Raw genomic sequence first — 20,554 nt, 5'->3', positions numbered from 1 at the left:
GCGAAAGGGTAGGGCATCAGATCGCCCGGCCTTCGCAGGATCGCGAGAGCGACGTTCGTTTCCGCTTTCCCTACTGCGAACTTGCAGCAGACCGCAGCAATGTGCCGCCAACAAAAAAGACCATCACGACGCGCAAAGCGCGTGAGCAGAAGGAGAGGAACAATGACTCTGGCGAGGGGCCTGCACGCGCCTACTTTTTACCAAGTTCGGAAGAATCGCCTCGACGGCGCTCGTCCTGGAAACTTCAAAAGGATTTGCCAAGAGCGGCGGGACGACGCGCGAATGCGCTCCCGGCCTGTCGGAGCGAACGTCGCCGACGTTCGATGACCGCTCATTCCGCATCCGGCTCTTCGATGAGCCTCATCAATTCATTCTGACAATCGGAAGCAGCATCGATGCAAGCCTCTGTACAAACTTTCGACGACAACTCCATTGAACTGGAAAAGCCCGTTGCGACAAAGTCGATGACCCTTGGGCTTGGCGGCGGCGTCGCTCTCGAGTTCTACGACTGGCAACTCTACGGCTTCATGGCGGCGTTTCTGTCGCCACACTTCTTTCCCGCTACCGATCCGGTCGTATCTCTGCTCGCCGGGCTCGCAGTTTTCGGAGCCGGCTTTGCCGCTCGTCCTATCGGTGCAGCGATTCTCGGCCCGGTCGCGGATCGCATCAGCCATAAGACAGTGATGATGGTTGCCGTGTCGGCGATGGCGCTTTCTTCGCTGCTGATCGCACTACTGCCGGGCTACAAGGACCTCGGCATCGCCGCCACGGTCATACTGGTCACTCTCCGTTTGGTCCAAGGCTTGGCCGTCGGCGCCGAAGCAGGTGTCGCGAATGCGATCGCGATCGAATTGGCACCGCCCGGACGGGAGGGGCGCTACCTCGGCCTGATCAACGGCACCTTCATCATGGTGGGCTCGATCGGAGCCAGCTTGGTCGCCTTCCTCGTCAGCGCCGCCGTTAGCCCGGAAGTCATGAAAGATTGGGCTTGGCGAGTTCCGTTCGGCGTTGGTGGCGTTCTCGGTCTGCTGATCATCTATCTTCGTCAAACCCTTCCCGAAACCTTGATTGCCCGCGCCATGCATCATGCGGACGAGGATTCGCGTATACAAGATACGACCGGAGGAGTTTGGAAGGCACTCTGGAAGGCGCGGCTGTCGCTGCTCGCGGCAATTCTGGTGGTCGGCAGCGTGCAGCTTGCGAACTACACATACAATTTCGGCCTGCCCAATATCGCTAACGGCGTGTTCAAGGAGAACAGCACGTACGTGTACGGCATCGTGACGCTTATGGGCGCCATCTGGATGGTGTTCTCGCCAGCGATCGGCTCCTTCGCGGATAGGATCCGGCCCTCGCGCGCATTCATCATGATGCGGTTGCTGCTTATTCCCTCGTTCTTCTTGCCGCTGTTTTATTCTGAGAAGAGTATTGTGGTCTATTCCGTCATCATGCTGGTGGGCGGCACACTGGTCGGCTGCAACATGGCGCTGTACAATTTCATTGCAACTACCTTGATGCCGAGAAACGTCCGGACTACCGGAGTTGCCCTGGGTTACGCCGTCGGAGCGACGATATTCGGCGGTACAACGCCGTTCCTGCTGCTTTGGCTTCAGCGCTCGAATCTCTCCTGGATGTTTCCGGTCTATGGCACGGGCATCGCACTGCTCAGCATCGCGGTGTATGTGATCGCTAAGAAGCGGGGCGGCGTCTACGTCGGAGACTAGGCGTTGGACCTATTCGGGCGCGCCGCATCATCGCGGCGCGCTCGGCCTGCCGTCTTCGGCGATCGGCGCCGAATTGCGCGCATTTCGTCTAGGATATCGCATCGTCATTGCGAACAGGGCCAACGTGCTGTGAGTTCCTCAGCGAGAAGGCGCAGCGGTGCCGCCAGCGATGCCTGCGGCGGCGTGAGTTGGTTGAGGCGAATGCGAAGATCAATGGTGGTTCAGAGTATCTAGCCAACATAACGTTCCGCGCATTACCATTACGTCTCCGGGTCATGGACCTGAATTTGTGAGTACTATAGTTGCCCATGCCTTCCCGCCTTTGCACAATACTGCGGGGCCCGAGGGGGATCTCTTTTCGTCCGACGCGACGATCTTCAACGTGGCGGCCCTAGGCCGTCTCGAACGTTGAATTGCTAACCCAGTAGAGCTTTCATGTTTATCGCGGGGTCTGCGAGAGCCTCTGCCCTGGGGCTAAGCTTCCTACTGATCATAATCTCGGCAAAACGTATTCCTCTCGCTCCAGAGCCCGGCTCCCGAATCCGAATGCGGCCTCGAGGCGTCCGTCGGCGGCGAGGTAAAACAAGATCTGGCGCCTTGCGCCGAGGTCTCTGACGACGGTCACTTCTCGTCCCGGACAGAGTCCGAGGATTTGCAGTGTCTGGTCGTATTGATCTGACCCAAAACCAGGGAATGTCCTCGTAAGGACGGTTCTCGCGCAGCATGTTCGTTGCCGCAGCTGCTCCTTGCCGCCGCGCGTTGCGCCATGCCTCCAGTCAGCCTGATGCGCCTTTTATAGAGGCGATGCGCAGCCAGCCACCGCCAAAACGTGCGGAACCGAAGCCGCGAGCATCTCTCCGGAACGATGCCTTCGTCGACCGCTAATCCGGCCGTTTGCGCAAGCTCGATATTCGGCGTCGCACCGACCCAACGATCGCCAGATCGGCCAGATGCGAGCGACCACCTGCAATCACCACGTTGGAACGTCCTTGGGGATGTCCCGGGTTCTGTTGAATTTCTGAAGAGGTCGGCGTTGCCCACCTTGAGCCGGTAGGCTCGGGGTGCTGATTCCACAAAGGAGAGCAACGCCATGACGAGAGATATCACACCGGCTGGTTCGCCGGCGACCGGGGCTGTGGACGAAGCGTTTGCAGAAGTGCGGGCGAGCTTCGATCGGTTCTGCCTTGCGGCAGGGATCGAGGCGCTCGGCACGATGATGGAGGCGGATGTCACGGCGGCCTGCGGGCCGCGCCACGATCGCGACGCGGCGCGGCGGGCGCACCGTTGGGGCCGAACGCGGGGACGGATCGGCTTCCACGGCGGCAAGATCGAGGTCGAGCGCCCGCGGGTCCGGGGCGTGGATGGCGGCGAGGTCACGATCCCGAGCTGGGAAACGGCGGCGCAGGAGGATTGGCTCGGTCGCTGGGCGATGAACCTGATGCTGATCAATGTGTCGACGCGCCGGTTCGGCCGCGCCGTCCGGCTGCCCGAAGGTGACGTGCCGGCACCGCCCGGATCGGGGGTTTCGAAGTCGGCGGCCTCGCGGAGGTTCGTAGCGCTGTCGGCGGCGCGGCTGGCTGACTTCATGGCTGCCGATCTGTCCGCGCTCGACCTTCTGGTGGTCCAAATCGACGGGCTGCATCTCGGCGACGATCTCGTGCTGGTCGCCGCGATCGGAGTTGACGGCGAAGGCAACAAGCATCCGCTGGCGCTGGTGGAAGGGGCGACCGAGAATGCCGCAACGGTTCAGGCCCTGCTGGACAACCTGGTCTCGCGCGGGCTCGACCCCACGATGCCAAGACTGTTCATCGCCGACGGCGCGAAAGCGTTGTCGAAGGCGATCCGCCGCACCTTCGGTTCGGCCGCTGCGATCCAGCGCTGCCAGATCCACAAGGCGCGCAACATCATGGAACGCCTGCCGAAAGAGCATCATGCGCCCACCCGTCGGGTGCTGCGCCAGGCGTGGGAGCTCGATGACGCCGACAAGGCTGAAAAATTGATCCGCAATCTCGCGCGTCGCCTCGACCAGCAATGGCCCGGCGTCGCGGCCAGCATCCTCGAAGGCCTCGACGAAATCCTGACTGTCGTCCGGTTGAAGCTGCCGAAGGAGCTTCGTCGATCGCTCGCCTGTACCAACATCGCCGAGAACATGATGGGCACCATTCGCCGCGTCACGCGCAACGTCAAACGCTGGCGGGATGCCGGTATGGCCTTGCGATGGGTCGCGGCCGGCATGATCGAGGCCAACAAGGGCTTTCGACGATTGAAGGCGCATAAGCAATTGTCGGTTCTGCGTGCAGCCCTTCAAGCTCACCACGATCGCATGACGATCAAGCCCGTTGCCCACGTCTCGAGGGCCGCGTAACATTCATCCCGGCAACGTCGGCCCGACGTAGTTCAACACCGATCGGGACATCCCCACGTCCTTCGCTGACATCGATACGTTTGACGACTTCTGCGGCCCCGCAAACGCATTGGTGTTCGCGCCTTGTCTTCGGTTGTGAAGCGCTCGAACTTAGGCCGATCTCAACGCCCCAAACGTCTCGCCCTGTTGCGAGCGCTTGTAAGCCTGCTCGTTATCGTCGAGCTCGCGGACAACCGGTCAGCGCGGTGAAGAACGTTGGTCATCGGCAGATGAGATCGTGGGGTCGGCTTCCATGCGGCTCGTCCACTCGCATCCCAGTCAGAAATTGAAGATGGCGGCGCGCGCGTCCAAAGTCCCGCTTGCCATCCGAGGGGACCGCGTTGCACTCAGGTTTGAGCACCAACGTGCGGTGGGACGATAGGACCAGAGCTTGGCTCTTTTCGCACTAACGCGTCGCGCTTCGGACAACGTGTCAGGAATCGAACGACGCGAGATTAGCTGGGCAAGCCAAATCGCTGGAATTCCGGCGCTTTGGGGGCGAGCCGCGTCTTCTAAGGACTGGTACGTCGCTTGCCTAGTGAGAAGCGGAACCACGTCTTCACGCACTGGCGGTTAACACATTCGGCTGTGATGGATCCGGGACATGGGTTCTTTGAATAAGAGGACTAGTAGCATGTCCGGTGTCGCCGCTGCGTTTCTATGCTCTTCAACTAACTCACGGGCGTCGGTTTATGATCGCCTGGAGCACATGATTCCGAAACTTGCACTTCGTGGGCAGGCGGGTGTCGGCGTTGCAGCGTTCATGCACAGCGAAGGGATTCGATATGCGAGAGCGCTTCAATCATCATGCGGCTCCGCGCGCATTGAGCCCTATCAACAGGATCCAAATTTTAAGCCCCATGTTGCAATCGCCCAGATTCGTAGCCGATGCCGCGGAACCAGCGATGGCGGCGAACTTCCGCCACTTCACCACAATGCGGGCACCACCCACCATTTGGCAATTTCGTTCGATGGAGCTTTGGTCAATTCCCGTGAACTCAGGGGGGAATTGCTTGCCCATGGCTATAGGTTAGGCGGCAACACAGATGCCGAGCTCTTGCTCAAATGGATTGAACGCATTTGTGAAAGAGACTATTGGCGGCACGGTCTGCCCGCCGATTATGAAAACGTCTTTCGCGACATTGATGACCGTATGGACGGCGCTATTAGCGCGCTCTTCCTGGACGGAGAAGGAACTCTGGTTGCATACCGGAATCGATGTGGTTTGCGACCATTGGAAACTATGCAAACAGATGACGGGTTCTTGCTCTTTGCTTCAGAAAATTGTGCGTTTGCCGGTCTAGAGGGTAAGACACGGCAAATCTTGCCAGGCCACATCAAATATTTGGACGGGCAAATGGGGTGCTGCGTTGATCGTTCCGTGAGCAGCGGGCGATACAAAGCCAAACTCTGCGCCTACGAATCTCTCTACTTAGGAAATCCGAACACATCGATCGAAGGCCAATCACATTTCGAAACCCGTTACAACATCGGAGTCGCCCTTGGCGGCCTTGTTGCGAAGCGACTGCAAGGAGAAACAGGCTCGGCGCTCACAGTCGTTTCCTCGATGCCGCATACTGGAGGGCCGTACGCTGATGGTCTGTTTGCCTCTCTCGCCGAATACGGCATGCCCGCTCAGCGTCGGGAGGTAGTCGCAACGCAATTTTCTCAGCGAACTCTGATTGGTACGCCCAACCAACGAAAGTCTCGCATTGCTCAAAAGTACTGCGTTTCGGGAGCTAGCCTTGCTGAAACAACCATAATAATTGCCGACGAAGCCCTCATTCGGGGCGATACCAGCCAGGCCGTTACGAAAATGCTGCTTGCCGCTGGAGCCAAAGCCGTACATTGGGCGATCGGTTCGCCGCCTATAGTGGCTCCCAATTACTACGGCATGGGTATCGATACACTAGATGAGTTGGCATTCTGGCAGATATGGAAACGATTGCCGCCCGAACGGCGCGCGCAAAGCCTTCGCTTTCACAAGATGGAGTCGCAAGTTCGCAAAACCATCGAAAGTAATATTGCCGCATCCATCAACGCGGCCACGATAACCTATCTGCCGTTCCCACTTCTAGTATCATTGTTGCCCGGCAGCCAAGACGGCTTCGATTTGTCACCGTTTACATTCGAGATGCCAACTCCTGCGGGGCAGGAGCGCGCGAATAGGAATTTGCGCGACCTAGTGGCCGACCTTCCCTATTCGGAACAATCCCTGCTTGAGGTCAGATCATGATGAACTTCGATTGGAATGGAACGCTGCTCGACGATGCGTACGCGCTGCTCGAAACGACCAATGCCATACTAAATCGCTTTGGTCGAGCAACCATCAACATGAAGACGTTTCGCGAACATTGCGACGTTCCGATATCTCGTCTTTATCGCAGGCTCGGCCTGTCGCAAGACGAGCTTGCAACGGTGGATCGCGATGGGAGTGCAATCTTCCACGACGCCTACGAGCTTCTTGCGAATTGAGCCGATCTGCGCGAGGGCGCGCGCAGAATCTTGGAGTTGGCGCGCCTAGAAGGGGTGTCGTCCATCATCGTGAGCAACCATACAGTCGACCCTCTGCGCTCCCAATTGAGAAGACTTGGAATCAATGACTACATCGACGATGTGCTCGCCTTTGAAAGCCGCGACACCCAATACAAATCGATGAGCAAAGGAGAGCGGCTTCGTCTGTACATGCGGAAGAACAACTTGAAGCCGGCGTCAAGCTTTATCATCGGCGATATGCCAGTTGAAACGGATATTGCACGGAATCTCGGACTTATAAGTATATCCATTACCGGAGGAGTTGTTTCGGAGTCGCGCCTGCGGGCGGCGCATCCAGACTACACGATTAACAACCTTCATGAGTTGTTGCCAATCTTACGAGACCACGGTGTTTTCCGGATGCATGAATCATGATTGGCGAGGAATCATCACACAACGTCGCTCCTAAGACAGCAAGGCAGAGAATAGGCCTTATCGGAGCTGGACGCATGGGAACCGGTATGGGCATCAGCCTGTTGCGTCACCAAATCGAGTTGCATATCAAAGCCAATAAGAATCGACTGGGTGCCGATCGCTTGACTAGTGCAGGTGCCCGTGAGCATCCCTCAATCGCTGAGTTGGGGCGGCATGTAAGCGCCGTTGTGTTATCCTTGCCTTCCAGCCGCGAGGTGGAGGCGGTCTGCCTCGGGCAAGATGGGCTGTTCGTCCATATGCCCCGAGGGGGCTTGATACTTGACTGCTCGACGTCTTATCCTGCTTCAACGGTCTCACTCGCTGAGCAGGCCCAAAAACGCGGGCTAAGCTTTATAGATGCTCCCGTAACGCGGAGCCCCGAACACGCAGAGTTGGGCCGTCTCAACGCGATCGTTGGATCCAATGAAAAGCTTTTTCCTGCGGCTGAAGGAATTCTTACCGCATTTTGTGAGACGGTGCATCATGTCGGGGAGGTCGGACAAGGTCACAAGCTCAAGCTTGTTTACAACAGCATGACTATGGGGATAGCGGCGGTTGCCGCAGAGGTTTGCCAATTTGCGTGCGGTCTTGACGTCGATCTCGTAACGCTCCGCTCTCTGGTTAGTCGCGGCTCCACGAACAGCGGAATATTTCAAGGCTTCGTGGCCTTTTTGTTGGGCGAGAAACCCGATGTTCTGGCAATCTCGATTGCGAATTCCGCAAAGGATATTAACTGCGCCGTGCGCCTGGCGGGCGAGAGTGCAGTTTCGGTGCCGGTCTTGGCCGCCGCCGCTCACAAACTAAATTTCGAAGTTATTGCGGGCAAAGGCGAACTGACGCTGCCTCATCTGTCCCGCCCATAAGTTCCTCGGCCTGTTAATAGCGATCGAGAATGGGCTCTGACCGCGAAGCGAGTGCGATCGTCGCTACGACGGGTAGCTGGGTCCGCGAGCCTCCATCGGCCTGCGCATTTTCAGTGGTGAAGAGATTTTCGTGCGATCGCGCATCCTGACCGGAGACACATGATCAAGGTGGCTCGTTGCCGTTCCGCCGTCGAAACGTAGTGAGATGGAGCGTCTGTGACGGAGACCGTCAGAGTCGTGACATTCTGTCGAACTGGCGACAGGCGCTAAATAGGAATACGCAAGACGAATCAGTATTTGCCGTTTGGCACGCTACTTGAGATACCATCCAGCGTGTGTGCTTGCGTCTTTAAAGAATAGGTGGTCTTGGAATGAGCGTCCCGAATTTGACCAAACGAGCAAATACCCTAGGAACCGACAAGGGTGATGAGGTTGGCGACGCCCATGGCTACACCGGCTTCTACTCTTTTCTGTTCGAGGAATTCCGCCACGAATCCTTCACGATGGTCGAGATTGGACTGCAGCACGGGCACGGTTCTCTCGATCCCGATGCACTGCTGACTCGCAAGGTCTATGACATTCCATCTATTAGGATGTGGCTGGAGTTCTTTCCCAAAGCCGATGTCGTCGGATGCGACATCTCCGATTTTAGTGCCTTTAAGACGGACCGCTTCCGTTTCGAACGTATTGATATGGGCGATGCGCGAGCCCTGGAACGCCTTGCGAGCTCACTCCCGCCCGTAAGGATCATCATCGACGACGCTTCGCACGCCGCTTACCACCAGCAGCTTGCTCTAGCAAAGCTCTTTCCCATCGTTGAGCCTGGAGGTTTTTACTTTATCGAGGATCTGCATGCCACGCATGGGATTGCCGCAAGACTGCCGCCCTGCAATTCAACTGAGGCGGTGGTTGAGAACTTCGCGCAAACGCGTCAACTGGACATTCCGTTCCTGCTTGGAATCGAGCGCAGAAACCTTGAGACCTCGATTCGGAAGACGTTTATCCACCGCGACGACAAGGGCGGCGTCGACCGCTGGCGCATGAAAATGGTTGGATTTGAAAAGTACTAGGTCGTCGGCGCTAGTCAGCGGAAGCATGAGGGTTTTTGGGAGTCAGCCTTAGGTGTCACCAGTCGACGTGTCGGTCATTTTACTGCGTCGAGTGCGTGCTCGGCCTTGTGAAGTCCCAGCGAATACCTCGGGCCAAGCGGCCGGAGGGGCGGCCTCAAGATCGACCTTGCTTCGAATATGATCTCGCAGCCCGAGAACGGACCGGCGTCGATTCAATGGCCCTGTATCTACTTTCTGAGATCCCGCTCGAAGTCGCGCTCCACCGGGATCTAGGCTGGAGATCGCGCGCGGTTGGGATCGAAATCGCCCGGGGCCTCACTTGCCTCCGAAAGGTCCCTCCTCTCGGCTGGCATACGCAGTCGCTGCGACCACTGCCACCAACGAATCTTCATGCCCAGGGCCATGCCTGTTCGAGGAAAGGATGACTATCGCCCTTGCCAATCTTTTGGCTTTCTGGATTGCAGTAATGACCCGGTTGCGGCTTGGCGTTGTTGGTCGAGATCTCCCGCTCGTGCCAGCGGAACAGCACCTGGGTCGGCCTCGGGCTCGGCCCAAACCCGATCAGGCGCTCCAGAAGCTCGTTAATGGCGGCTGAAGCGATGCTGGTGGTGAAGATCACCACCGCTGGTTCTATGCCTCCCAGGAGGGCGCGGAGCCCTCGTTTTCAAGTGGTATCCGCTCCTCCGGCGTTCGCAGCTCGGTTTGCCCGCGGGCAAGGTCGATCCGGTGGCGGCAGACGAGGCAGGCGCCCCCCCGGCGTGAGGGTGGTTACGTGGCCGTTGATGCTTGCCAAGGCCCCATCGCCGCCCAGCAGCACGCCGCAATCGATCACAGGGGTGGCCATGAAGGTCGAGAACCGCGACAGAACCAGGCGGCCGGCGTTGTCATCAGTGCAACCAAAGAAAACGTCGCACGGCATCAGCTCGCGCGCGGTGTTTTCAAGCGTAAGCATCGCCGTCACGGTAACGGCATTCGAGATCTGGTGCTATCGCTGTCAGATGGCTTCTAGCATCTCCGTCTTTGGTTTGCCGACCGCGGCAGGGGTAGAGCCATAGACACGGATGACGTTGCTCTCGGTCAGCGTGTCGGCCTCGATCAGCGTCACATGCCGCACGCCAGACGCACCAACTGCTCAGCGACCGCCGACCCGGTGACACCGTATGCAAATGAATTCGTCACCTTGTTGCGGCGCGGGGTGGCCACGTAGAAAGTCCACTTGCCCTATCGGGGAGCGTTCAAGTCCGATCCCGGTGTGAGGAGACTGATATTTGCTGTGTGCGCTTCCAGTCAGTTGCGGGCGCTTGCACGCGGCGCCGCGTCGTCAAGATCACCGGCATCGCCTTGACTGGGTGTCGACGCCCCGGCGTCCCCCCAATTGTCAGGAAGGCACAGCCGCTCATCGAGAAGGTTTGGAGGCACTGGGAGGACAAAGGTTCGCGGGGCCGGACGGTTAAACTGAGGGGCAGGTTCAACGATCTCGAGATCGTCACGCGGAGCAGGATCGGACGCGTCCCGATTTCGAGCCGCTGCGAGCTCGAAACTTGTCGCTCGTCTTCCTTCAAACGAGATACCCGCTCCAAAGCCGATCCGCCTTCTTGTCTTCACGCCAGGGCGAACCGTAGGCCGAACTGCAGCTCAGCCTACCAATTTGAGTCCGCATCGATCAGAAGGTATATCAGTAGAGCGCGAGCCCTCGTGCGCAGCGCGGCAGAGTTTACCTCAACTGCGGGAATCCCAAGGTCGAAAGACTTACGTTAGGATAGGCGTCCATGTTTGAACACCCCACGACCGCTCTATCGCGAGCGGTACTTGACGAGGTCTGCGAGACGCTTCCGCGCAAGGAGAGCGGCGCTGGTTTGGCCTCCAAGATCGTCCAAGCCGCAAAGACCGACGAAACAACGCCGAAGCTGCTGCGGCAGATCGGGCGTAAAGCCCTGGCCCGAGCGTCGATCATGTGGCGTTGATCGGGCGAGGTGCGGAGTGAACTTCCAGGTCACAGTCTTGAAGATCCTGGTGAGTTACCCCCAAGGATTTGCCGTGATGGCGGACCTCAAGCGCGACATGGCAATCCTCGCGACCAGCGGCCCGGAATGGGCCGAGCGCACCAAACGGCTGGCCGCGCGCGTTCCCGGGCTGGACATTTTTTCGGACGGCCTCGTTGAGCGCCAAAACGGCGGTTGGAAAATCACGGTGAGAGGGCGAGTTGTGCTCGAGACCATGGAGGCGCGCCGAGGCCAAGGCGAGACGACGGAGAAGGTCCCAGTCGAAACGGCCGGGCCGGTGCCATCGGTGCCCAGCCCTCGGAACGAGCGAACCGCTGACGCGAGCGCTTCCAGCGTCGCCGCGAAGCCCGCGAACGCGCGAGCGCATGCATCTTGAGGAGCAGCCGCCGAGTTCTCCCAGCGGCTCAGAAAGTCAGGTCGTTGACTCGCCTGTGGCGCACACGAACAGGTCCCCTGGGTAGGGGGTGTGTGAGCGAATTGGACTATGTCCGCCAGCAGCGGCGAAGCGCATCTCCATCCGGCAGCGCGACCCGCGCGTCAAACCGAACCCGGTGCCTTTGGCGTACCGTGCGGCACGAGCGCTGGTGCTGTTACGATTGCGGAGTTCCGGATGCCCAACTTTGGCCCCGTCAGCGTCCAACCATGACCCCGGCCTACTGCTGATTTCGTCCAGACCAGTACTGACTTGCGATGGAATAGCTGGGCTCAGCGTTCGACGCACATCGGGGTGAAGTTGCTCTCCGATACTACAATGTGACGCTTCCTCAACACGCTCCACTATCTGGGATCGCTGAGGTCGTAAGAGCCGCAATGTGTGGGTGAGGGATGGGTTATTGTTCGATCTGCAAGACATCGTCAAGCCTCGAGCAGCGCACCGGTGACGACTACAGGCGCCTGGAATGCCGCGAGTGCGGCAGGTACCGGATTACGGGTTCGGTATTGCAGATGCTGGACTCGCGACTGAGTTGAGCCATGCGACGCGTGCGATGTCGAAGGCGGAGTTCGAATCGCCGAGATAAACTCGTTCAACATGGACGACATGATCAAGGTTTTACAGTCCCTGTGCGGTGATTCTTCGCCGATCATGATTTGTGCATTCCGAAAAAACCGTAGCTTCGTAAGATTGGCAACAGCTCATGAAGGTTGTTAATCGTGTAGTCTGGATGCGCCGCTTGCAGGCGCGCCTCGGAAACAAATCCCCCGGTAATGGCTATACTTATCAGTCCGAGATTCCGTGCAATATCCGTTTCGATCGGCATATCGCCGATGATGAAAGTTGACGCTGGTTTCAAGTTGTTCTTCTGCATGTATAGACGAAGTCGCTCTCCTTTGCTTGTCGATTTGTATTGCGTGTCGCGGCTTTCGAACGCGAGCACATCGTCGATGCAGTCATTGATTCCAAGTCTTCTCAATTGGTAGCGCAGAGGGTCGACTATATGGTTGCTCACGATGATGGACGAAGCCCCTTCTCGGCGCGCCAACTCCAAGACTCTGCGCGCGCCCTCGCGTAGATCGGCTCTGCCCGCAAGAGCCTCATAGGCGTCGTGAAACATTGCACTCCCATCGCGATCCACCGTCGCAAGCTCGTCTCGCGATAGTCCGAGGCTGCGATAAAGAAGAGACAGCGGAACGTCGCAATGTTCCCGAAGCGTCTTCATGTCGATCGTTGTACGACCAAAGCGATCTAGAATTGCATTGGTGGTTTCGAGCAGTGCGTATGCATCATCGAGCAACGTTCCATTCCAATCGAAGACGAGAACCGGTTTCATGATCTGACCTTAAGCATAGATTCCGTGCGGGTGCCACCGTCGTTCGCCACGTATAGTAGCGCCGAACTACTACGGCATGGGCATCGACACACTAGATGAGTTGAAATGCTGGCGAGAATGGAGACGATTGACGCCCGCGATCAATCGAGCAAGTTTCATTTGGACTCCTGGGCCGGCGACTGCGAGGCCGTCATGATCGTACGGGCTCTTTTCGGTGTCCCAGCAATCCACGTGCCACCAAAGCCATTTGCGAGCCTCGCTTGAAGAGGGCAAAACCATGTTCTTCGGCTCAGGCGACGGAATACTCGCGCGTCAGTGTCTGGTCTCCGACATTAACGTCTTCAGCCGGATACGGCTGAACACGACAACGCGAAATGTTGAATATGATGGAGGCGCCATTCGCAAGTGTTCGCGGGCGGCGCTCCATGGAGACGGGGCCTTTGCGCTGAAGACGCTCCGGTTGGCATGGGGAAGTCGGGCTTCAGCAGGCGACTGCCTGAGCAACACGCGATTTGAGGACCGCGAAGCGATCTTTCGTGGCGAGCACTCGCGGTCCTTGGCAGACTCGAGCTTCGCTGAATGCGCCTCAGGTCCGCTCATCATCCGGCTTGGGGACGCGGCCCTTGCCATCGCACTTATGTCAACGGTTACATCCAACGCACGGGCAGGGCGAAGAGGCTAAAGCCCTCGCACAATTCCCGCCAGAAGATCTGCCCGCTTAAGACATTTTCGACCGTAGCAGCGCAGAAGCTGCATCGCGTGTCGCGCACGTTACGTCATCTAAAAGCGCACGCTCCTGCGACCTACGGTGATCGCGAACCGCTTCGCAAGATTAGGTGGCCGACAGTTGACGAAAGCAACCGGGGCTCAGACAGAAGAAGTTGAGCTGCTGCAAGAACACGCAAGGCTTAGAAATATGATCTAACCTGGGCATGTCCCTGCCGGGTTAACGTTGTAACTGGCCGCCCGGCAGCGCTCCTGGCAGCCTTATTGTGTTCCGGCTTGTGGACCGTGGAGGATGGTGCGCGTCAAGACTTCGACCCGTTCGGCAATTTGGCGAATTCGCCTCGCTGCGTCCTCGACTGCGGTCATGTCCACCGGCTGCGTGCAGGAAATTGAGCTCATCTTCGCGTTAAGGTCCCTCAGCTCAGCCTTGCAGCGATCTAACTCCGCGTTGAGCATCGTAACTTCATTCATCGCCGTTGCCCATATTGCCGTTGCTTCCGAGAAGATGTTTGTTCGGAGCATGCACCTGATTGCAATCTTTGTCGCGCTCGCGTGGCTCCACATGGGTAGGGGCATCTCGAAAGGCACAGAACGGCCAACCCAAACACCGACCGGTCGTTCACGCGCACAGCTGCAAATGGAGTCCCCATACACAATTTATATAAAGGAATGAAGCTCAATGGCACGCGCATGCGTTCCTGTCAGCAAAGCCCGGGCCACCGGCCGCACTCGCAAGAATCCAAAACGATTTTCGGGTAGCAAAGAGCCAAACGGCTTGCGTCCGTTAGGCGAACCGCCGAAATGCTTAGGCAAACCGCACGAGCGCGAGGCGCGGCGAACGCTGTCTGATGACCTTCGATGGTTCAACCCGGAGCCACCGGACGCTAGTGGCAATGGCAAGCGGGCTGGTTGCGCGGCAAATCGGAGGCGAAGACGTTTGCGAAAGCTCTGAATCTTCTCAGAATGATGCTGAATTCCATTGGCGGCTCGCTGTCCGATGCATCGAAAGTAATGATGCCGGAAGTGGAAGATGCTGAAGACCCGGCCGCGAAATACTTCTAGCTCATTCTCAAGTACTCTCGCCTGAATGGGCATCTCCAAACAAGAGTGTAGAAGCCTGGCTGAACCGGACTTCCGCTGTTGTCGGTCGCTCACTTGGGATTGTGATCTGCCCATACGATCAGACGCCATCGAATGGTGCTTGTGCTGACGTATGCGCATGATTGCTTTGCGGAGGCAATGTGTGGCCTGCTGCAATTCCGATTTCGCGATGACAGCCCGTGCATCGGTAGAGAGCGGCAAAGGGAGCCGCGACTCCCGGCCCCTGATCCTGATCGAAACAGTCGCTGTTAGATTGCGGTAGGTAGTTGGCGTTCTTATAGGTAGCCATTCGACTTCTGTCACTAGAGTAAAGCCGGACTTGACCTCTCGGGGCTTACCGAATGTAATGCTGTTGCTGCTAACATCAGCGTTTGGCCCGCAGTCCGCAGGGTTGCGCGGGCAATCGGGGCCGCCAGTCGCAAGCTGGCGGTTCTCCCCGATTCGTTACGAGCAGTGGAACACGTTTCCCGGCGTGCAACCGCAAATAGCGGAACCTTATGCCGGCTATTCACAGGGCGTTCCTGTGGACAACCTCATTATTCGGAAGAGATTTCGCCGCGCACCGCACGCGCTCGGCGCATGGATTAATTATGACACCCAAACAGAAAGCCGCGCTGGCATCTAGCACTACGATGCCGGGATAAAGCAGGGAGGCGAAGTTGCCCTGTCCATCATAAGGGAGTTTCCAGACGGGTTCAGCGAAACGAAAATGACGCAGAACTCGCCTCACAGGCTGGCGCTTCCCTTTCGACCGCCGTGACGGCAACTCATGAGCTCTTCCAGTTTGGGGTGGGCCTTCGCGCTGGTGTCTCGCGATCGAGAAACCCTTTTAAAGTGCGGCTTTGGTCACTGCCGGCTTTTGCGTTGAGCGCGTCTTCATCGAGCGATCCCGTCGGGGAGATGATCCGCCTCCACGGTGCGGACTGGCATTCGGCGGAGAACCGACAGCTCGAGTCATGAACGTCATCCGTCGCAAGCTCGTCACCATCCGATTGTCTGACCCGAGGTATCCTAAGTTCCATGACGGCGCCCTTGAACACATCATAACAACATCACGAGGACCGGCATGCTTCGAGCGAGGGCAGCTTGTGAAGCCAACCGGGTTGCTGGCGTGATCAGAACCAGGAATCCATCAGGTGAACAAGCTGGGAGCCCGCCGTATAAAACGCCTCCTGCGCTGCACGAAAGCGCTGGGCTTCAACGGCGGTGACCGGCAACGGCAGGTCGTTCTCCGCGATCTGCCCCAATACATACGAAGCCAAAACACTGCCAAACACAGTGCCTGGTGCGATTCCGCGGCCGTTATAGCCACTGAAACCGATGACGTTGCGGTCCAGCTTGTGAAGCCGGGGCAAGTTGTCGGAGGTCATTCCAATCATGCCAAACCAGCCGGTTTCAAACTGGACGCCCCGAAGTCCTGGAAAAAGCTTGTGCAACGATCTTTGGGCCCAAGCGCGGTGAATAGATCGCCCAATCCCCTCAAGCGCACCAACACTGCCAAACACGAGTCGCCCGGAACGATCGAGGCGAAACGAAGAGAGGACTTCTCGAGTGTCCCACACACCCTGCCGCTCAGGCAGGATCGACTTTCTCAGATCATCGGGCAGACATGGCGTGCCAAAGTTGAAATAGGGCAGTTGAATCTGTTCCTGCCGTACCTCAGACCAAAGTCCTTTGCTATAAGCGTCCGTCGCGACGACCACCCAGTCGGCTTCTACAGATCCGCTTTCGGTGCCGACTCTCCAGCGGAAACCATTCTGTTGCGCCATGACGGCCTCACTATGCGTGAATATCCTGGCTCCCATCGCAAGCGCGGCCCGCGCTAACCCTCGCACATAAGCCAATGGCTGTATGGTGCCGGCGCGCTTATCGAGCAGCGCGCCGGTGTAGTCGCCACCGCCTACTCTGCTGCGTGTTGCCTCCGCATTTAGCACCAGGACGGGCGCTCCACGCTTCTGCCACTGTTCGGCACGGGCCTCAACCTCCTCCAAGCCCTTACGTCCGACCGCACAATGCAAGGTGCCGGCACGTTCGACTTCACATTCGATGTGGTGCTTTTCGATGAGCTCGAATACCGTCTGCGGTCCGCGGCCGAGCTGTTCAAGTAACCGTTCTCCAAAAGGCGCGCGGAGCGCGGCCGGAAGCGACTCAGGCATGAGCCACATGCCCGCATTCACGAGTCCGACGTTCCGTCCGGACCCGCCGAATCCTATTTCAGACGCCTCCAAAAGCGCAACACGCGCTCCACCTTCAGCTAGATGAAGGGCCGCCGACAGCCCGGTATATCCACCGCCAATCACGACGATATCCGCTGCAATTTCATCGGTAAGTGGAGCAGTTTGTGGCGCTGGTGGCGCAGTCAGCACCCACAGTCCGTGTGATCGTCGATTGTTCCGCATCCGCCAATCCTCTTACAAGTAGCTTCTTGATCGACCCGAGGTCCAGCAGCCATCGTGAATACCGCTAAGTTCTGGCGGATCCAAGCGGACCTCCCTAGTATCCAACACTGACGTGCCAGCGCCACACCGGCAGGCAAATCGCAGGCCAAAAGGGCAGTTCGTCATCACCCCGAAGATGAGGCGAGCTTCTAAGTTGTTGATCTGTAGAGAGCACGCGCGGCACCCACGCGGCGGTGCGCCGGAGCTCCGACTGCGCGAACAAAGCCCATCGGCGCTTGCTCTGGAACGCGCCTTTGTGCGAGACAATGGGTCCCAAAAGGGCAGCAAGGGGACCACACCGTGAGAGCCTCTCTTGATGGCGAAATTCGCGACGGCCGCCATCATATGCAGACCCGGGTCTATTTCGAGGATACCGACTCCGGCCAGATTGTTTATCACGCAAATTTCTTGCGCTTCATGGAACGCGGCAGAACGAACTACTTGCGCCTGCTCGGAACGAATCAGCAAGCATTACTCAAAGAAGCCAAGAACGATGCGCCCGGTGTTGCCTTCGTTGTGCGCTCGATGACGATCGATTTTCTAAAACCGGCGGTCTTGGATGACATTCTTGACGTCGTCACAGTCCCGCAAGAGGTGAGGGGCGCGTCGATTGCCTTGCTGCAGGAATGCAGGCGCGGCGACGATCTCCTGGTCACAGCACGTGTACGGGTAGCGTTTATCTCGGCTGGAAAGGCGCAGCGCATCCCGAAGTCGCTGCGGCTCGCTATGGAAGGGCATAAATAAACCTGCCGCCTCATTCACGCTTTTGCCTTGCAGCGCTCCAACGAAATCAAGTCATGATGGCGGCGTAAGTTAAAGCAAATGGGCTGCGGCAAACCCCGCGGCGCTGCCGTGGCGAACTTGCGCGATCGCATTTCGCGGCTCTTCTCAAATGACGGCAGCGTCTCCATTGCCCCATGCTCCATCTGGCTGACGGCAGCGAGGCGGATGGTTTCCGGGCTGCGCGCCAACGCTCGGTGTTCTTGCCACTCCGACCGGCAGCTCTCTCGGTCAGCTTGATGTCGATCTGCGCACCAGGCACGGACTGTAAATGCTGGCTCCCGAGGACCTGGCGCGTAAGATGGCCAAAGCAGCTGGCGATACGGCGCTGACCGCGGCCGGTTGTCGAGCCGCTTTTTACGAGGGTAGATAAGAAATCATGGAAGAGGGCGGAACCGAGCGCGATCATTTTCGACGAGATGGTCAAGACGGTCCAGGAGCCGGCCCAATCGAAGGCGGCCGGCGGCCTCGTCCTTGGGTCTGAAAACATCAAAGTCACGTTTGTCGGATTCATTAGAAGGTACAATCTTTATGTTGTTTTCTGGAATGCGGATCAGCACGATCGAGCGATCGTCATTCACCGTCGCTCAAAGAGGATGGATATCGTCGAGGAATGCCGCTTACGCTCGAGACCGCGCAACGGCTAGCGCTCTTCATGCCGCGTGCCGTGCCGACAACAACATTGCGCCGGATGCGCCGCCAATCGAATGAAGGGCCGCGCATCCATTTTCGAAGTTGGTCCGGGCCTCCAATCGGCAAAACTGTTTCGTGGGGCGCCCACTTTATGTCAGCGAGTGCCATGATATCAGAACGGCAACCGGTGGCCTGTGGGCTGCCATACCTTACTTCACCGCTTGAACGCGCGAGGATAGTGCCGTGGCTAATGACGTGGAGCTTCTGATCTCGTATTTCGCGCTTTCGGGGGTTTGGTCCGCGAACGATCATTGGTGGAATCTCCCGGAGCGGGATGTCGTTCCGACCGCCGTCCTCGAGAAGATCGATGCCAAAATCAGGGAGATGAGCTTGGTTCTAGATCCCGGGGACCCTCCGAAGTCTTTGACTAACGCTTGAAGGGGTGCGCGAAATCGCTACAATTTGATACGTCTCCGCGAAGAGCGGCGTCGGCTCGTTTTAGTAGCGCAAAAAATCTGTTGCTCCAACCATCGGCTCGAGTCCCAAGGATGTTGAGGAGGAATCGAACGGGCATGCCGTCGGGATCGCCGGCGGCTCGTTGCTGATCCCTGTCTGGAAGCGCGCTTGCCTGGGCTGCAACACAAACGAAATAGCTGCCCTGAGATCGTCAGGCGAGCCAAGATGACATGTAGGCAGCTTGTGCGCTGTCCACGAATCAATTCCGCAAAATAGCAAATCTCAAAGACCGCCTCAGGCTTGCCGTACGCCTACTCCGCTGAATCGGCGGGCGCTAGTTCGCTCATTTTTGCGCCATCTACGCTCATTGCATGTATCACTGGCAGACACTTGGGAATGATCTGCGACGCAGAACCTAACGCAGCGTCCGGTTCACGCATTTCTTTCGGCACGAATGTTGTGACGCAGCTACAGCAATTCGCGCGCACGTTGTTAAGACGCACGAGGCTCGGGGCACTCAAGACATGAGAGTAGAAATGAAGAACTTCTTGCTTACGACTGTGAGCATTGTGGCGCTTGGCGCAATTGCGTCCGCATCCGGTGCAGATCTGGCTGCGCAGCCCGTCCAACCTCTCTACTCCAAAGCTCCGCCGCCTGTCGCGGCTGCAATTTACGACTGGAGCGGCCTCTACGTCGGTGTGAACGGCGGCTTGGGCTCAAGCTCGAATTGCTGGTACTACAATGGTCGCACCCCTGAGGGCTGTCATGATGCGACCGGCATTACCGTCGGCGGGCAGATCGGCTATCGATGGCAGATCGGCCAGATCGTGCTGGGCGTTGAAGGTCAGGGGAACTGGGCTGATCTGAGCGGATCCAACGTCAGCATTGCGTTCGGCGATGTCGACCAGAGCAAGATTGGTGCGTTCGGTACGATGACTGGGCAGATCGGTTATGCGCTCGACACCGTACTGTTTTACGCCAAGGGCGGCGTCGCAGTGGCGAGCAACACGTATCGAGTCAACTCCGCAGTCACGGGCGCGCAGTTCGCGGGCGCTGATAGCAGCCCTTGGGGTGCTACTGTGGGCGCCGGGATCGAAGTCGGTTTCGCGCCGAACTGGTCGGTAAGCGTCGAGTACGACCACTTGTTCATGCGGGATGCCGACGTGAACTTTGTCGTGGCTGCTGGTTCGCTGGGCGGCGACCGCATCCGCCAGGATTTCGATCTTGTGACTGCGCGGCTCAACTATAAGTTCGGCGGCCCGATTCTGCTCAAATATTGATCTGAAGTCGGACTGGTGAATCGAAGGCCCCGGCTAGACCGGGGCCTTTCAGGCATCGCGCGTGCGACGCGACTGGCGGGTGACCGGAAGTCAGGAACAGTTAGCGAAACCGCGGCGAGTTCATCTTCTGAGCTGAAGTTCTAAATCGATAAAGGACAGCGAGCATGTTCGTTTCATTCTTCCCTCGACCAAAGTTGTTCTTTGCGTCGTCAATTCTTTGGACGGCGTTGGCGATGGCGTTTTGGTATGTATTTGCCGGCAATCTCTTTCCAGCCCCGGACAAGCCGGTCGGGCTTGCGACGTTCTGGTCGGCCTCGGCGCTGTGGTTTGATCTCTATTTTGCGCTGGCCGTTACGGT

At 58.1% G+C, this 20,554-nt stretch carries 18 protein-coding genes and 1 pseudogene; 13 read left to right on the top strand and 6 right to left on the bottom strand.

Annotated features, from left to right (window positions below):
• Nucleotides 1-395 precede the first annotated feature (395 nt).
• On the top strand, nucleotides 396-1,724 hold the full coding sequence (locus AC0L3C_RS28945; RefSeq protein ID WP_473409615.1) for an MFS transporter: 1,329 nt from the start codon (nucleotides 396-398) through the stop codon (nucleotides 1,722-1,724).
• 490 nt (nucleotides 1,725-2,214) lie between these two features.
• On the opposite strand, the gene AC0L3C_RS28940 is transcribed toward AC0L3C_RS28945, so the two are convergent.
• Complete coding sequence (locus AC0L3C_RS28940) at nucleotides 2,215-2,349, bottom strand: hypothetical protein (RefSeq protein WP_473409614.1); 135 nt, start codon at nucleotides 2,347-2,349, stop codon at nucleotides 2,215-2,217.
• Between the two features lie 465 nt (nucleotides 2,350-2,814).
• Here AC0L3C_RS28940 and AC0L3C_RS28935 point away from each other — a divergent pair, with 465 nt between their 5' ends.
• The 6 genes from AC0L3C_RS28935 (at nucleotide 2,815) to AC0L3C_RS28910 (ending at nucleotide 9,010) form a co-directional block, all read left to right on the top strand.
• Complete coding sequence (locus tag AC0L3C_RS28935) at nucleotides 2,815-4,089, top strand: IS256 family transposase (protein WP_317245153.1); 1,275 nt, start codon at nucleotides 2,815-2,817, stop codon at nucleotides 4,087-4,089.
• A gap of 673 nt (nucleotides 4,090-4,762) precedes the next feature.
• Entirely contained in the window at nucleotides 4,763-6,364 is a 1,602-nt protein-coding gene (locus tag AC0L3C_RS28930) for an amidophosphoribosyltransferase (RefSeq protein WP_473409613.1), read from the top strand.
• The gene (locus AC0L3C_RS28925; RefSeq protein WP_473409612.1) at nucleotides 6,361-6,603 is read left to right on the top strand and encodes a hypothetical protein; all 243 of its coding nucleotides are present in this window, start codon (nucleotides 6,361-6,363) and stop codon (nucleotides 6,601-6,603) included. The genes AC0L3C_RS28930 and AC0L3C_RS28925 overlap by 4 nt, the downstream gene beginning before the upstream one ends.
• A gap of 6 nt (nucleotides 6,604-6,609) precedes the next feature.
• Nucleotides 6,610-7,038, top strand: a complete 429-nt coding sequence (locus AC0L3C_RS28920; RefSeq protein ID WP_473409671.1) for an HAD family hydrolase — start codon at nucleotides 6,610-6,612, stop codon at nucleotides 7,036-7,038.
• Nucleotides 7,035-7,940: an NAD(P)-dependent oxidoreductase gene (locus AC0L3C_RS28915; RefSeq protein WP_473409611.1), complete on the top strand. Its 906-nt coding sequence runs from the start codon at nucleotides 7,035-7,037 to the stop codon at nucleotides 7,938-7,940. Before AC0L3C_RS28920 ends, AC0L3C_RS28915 begins: the two co-directional genes overlap by 4 nt.
• 371 nt (nucleotides 7,941-8,311) lie before the next feature.
• Nucleotides 8,312-9,010 (top strand): hypothetical protein, encoded by a 699-nt coding sequence (locus tag AC0L3C_RS28910; RefSeq protein ID WP_473409610.1) that lies wholly within the window; start codon nucleotides 8,312-8,314, stop codon nucleotides 9,008-9,010.
• Between the two features lie 388 nt (nucleotides 9,011-9,398).
• Here the strand turns inward: AC0L3C_RS28910 and AC0L3C_RS28905 are convergent, their stop codons facing one another.
• Nucleotides 9,399-9,632, bottom strand: a complete 234-nt coding sequence (locus AC0L3C_RS28905; protein WP_473409609.1) for a hypothetical protein — start codon at nucleotides 9,630-9,632, stop codon at nucleotides 9,399-9,401.
• 1,147 nt (nucleotides 9,633-10,779) lie between these two features.
• Here AC0L3C_RS28905 and AC0L3C_RS28900 point away from each other — a divergent pair.
• Together AC0L3C_RS28900 and AC0L3C_RS28895 are read left to right on the top strand one after the other, a co-directional pair.
• The gene (locus tag AC0L3C_RS28900) at nucleotides 10,780-10,974 is read left to right on the top strand and encodes a hypothetical protein (protein WP_473409608.1); all 195 of its coding nucleotides are present in this window, start codon (nucleotides 10,780-10,782) and stop codon (nucleotides 10,972-10,974) included.
• A 16-nt stretch (nucleotides 10,975-10,990) separates the two neighbouring features.
• Nucleotides 10,991-11,389 (top strand): hypothetical protein, encoded by a 399-nt coding sequence (locus tag AC0L3C_RS28895; RefSeq protein WP_473409607.1) that lies wholly within the window; start codon nucleotides 10,991-10,993, stop codon nucleotides 11,387-11,389.
• A 706-nt stretch (nucleotides 11,390-12,095) separates the two neighbouring features.
• On the opposite strand, the gene AC0L3C_RS28890 is transcribed toward AC0L3C_RS28895, so the two are convergent.
• Nucleotides 12,096-12,782 (bottom strand): HAD family hydrolase, encoded by a 687-nt coding sequence (locus tag AC0L3C_RS28890; RefSeq protein WP_007596419.1) that lies wholly within the window; start codon nucleotides 12,780-12,782, stop codon nucleotides 12,096-12,098.
• Between the two features lie 1,635 nt (nucleotides 12,783-14,417).
• On the opposite strand from AC0L3C_RS28890, the gene AC0L3C_RS28885 reads away from it, so the two are divergent.
• Nucleotides 14,418-14,570, top strand: coding sequence for a hypothetical protein (locus tag AC0L3C_RS28885; RefSeq protein WP_473409606.1), 153 nt, complete (start codon nucleotides 14,418-14,420; stop codon nucleotides 14,568-14,570).
• 1,154 nt (nucleotides 14,571-15,724) lie between these two features.
• On the opposite strand, the gene AC0L3C_RS28880 is transcribed toward AC0L3C_RS28885, so the two are convergent.
• The gene (locus AC0L3C_RS28880) at nucleotides 15,725-17,008 is read right to left on the bottom strand and encodes an NAD(P)/FAD-dependent oxidoreductase (protein WP_473409605.1); all 1,284 of its coding nucleotides are present in this window, start codon (nucleotides 17,006-17,008) and stop codon (nucleotides 15,725-15,727) included.
• Nucleotides 17,009-17,347: 339 nt separating this feature from the next.
• Between AC0L3C_RS28880 and ybgC the strand changes: the two genes are divergently transcribed.
• Nucleotides 17,348-17,791: a tol-pal system-associated acyl-CoA thioesterase gene (gene ybgC, locus AC0L3C_RS28875; RefSeq protein ID WP_473409604.1), complete on the top strand. Its 444-nt coding sequence runs from the start codon at nucleotides 17,348-17,350 to the stop codon at nucleotides 17,789-17,791.
• Nucleotides 17,792-17,805: 14 nt separating this feature from the next.
• On the opposite strand, the gene AC0L3C_RS28870 is transcribed toward ybgC, so the two are convergent.
• Together AC0L3C_RS28870 and AC0L3C_RS28865 are read right to left on the bottom strand one after the other, a co-directional pair.
• Complete coding sequence (locus AC0L3C_RS28870; RefSeq protein WP_473409603.1) at nucleotides 17,806-18,018, bottom strand: hypothetical protein; 213 nt, start codon at nucleotides 18,016-18,018, stop codon at nucleotides 17,806-17,808.
• A gap of 186 nt (nucleotides 18,019-18,204) precedes the next feature.
• Entirely contained in the window at nucleotides 18,205-18,408 is a 204-nt protein-coding gene (locus AC0L3C_RS28865) for a hypothetical protein (RefSeq protein WP_473409602.1), read from the bottom strand.
• A 1,044-nt stretch (nucleotides 18,409-19,452) separates the two neighbouring features.
• Here AC0L3C_RS28865 and AC0L3C_RS28860 point away from each other — a divergent pair.
• Both AC0L3C_RS28860 and AC0L3C_RS28855 read left to right on the top strand, forming a co-directional pair.
• Nucleotides 19,453-20,196: an outer membrane protein gene (locus AC0L3C_RS28860; RefSeq protein ID WP_473409601.1), complete on the top strand. Its 744-nt coding sequence runs from the start codon at nucleotides 19,453-19,455 to the stop codon at nucleotides 20,194-20,196.
• Between the two features lie 164 nt (nucleotides 20,197-20,360).
• Nucleotides 20,361-20,554 (top strand): annotated as a pseudogene (locus AC0L3C_RS28855) (peptide transporter); the annotation flags it as partial.

The organism is Bradyrhizobium sp. WSM4872, from assembly GCF_055811715.1.
This window is presented reverse-complemented; position numbering and strand designations above follow the sequence as displayed.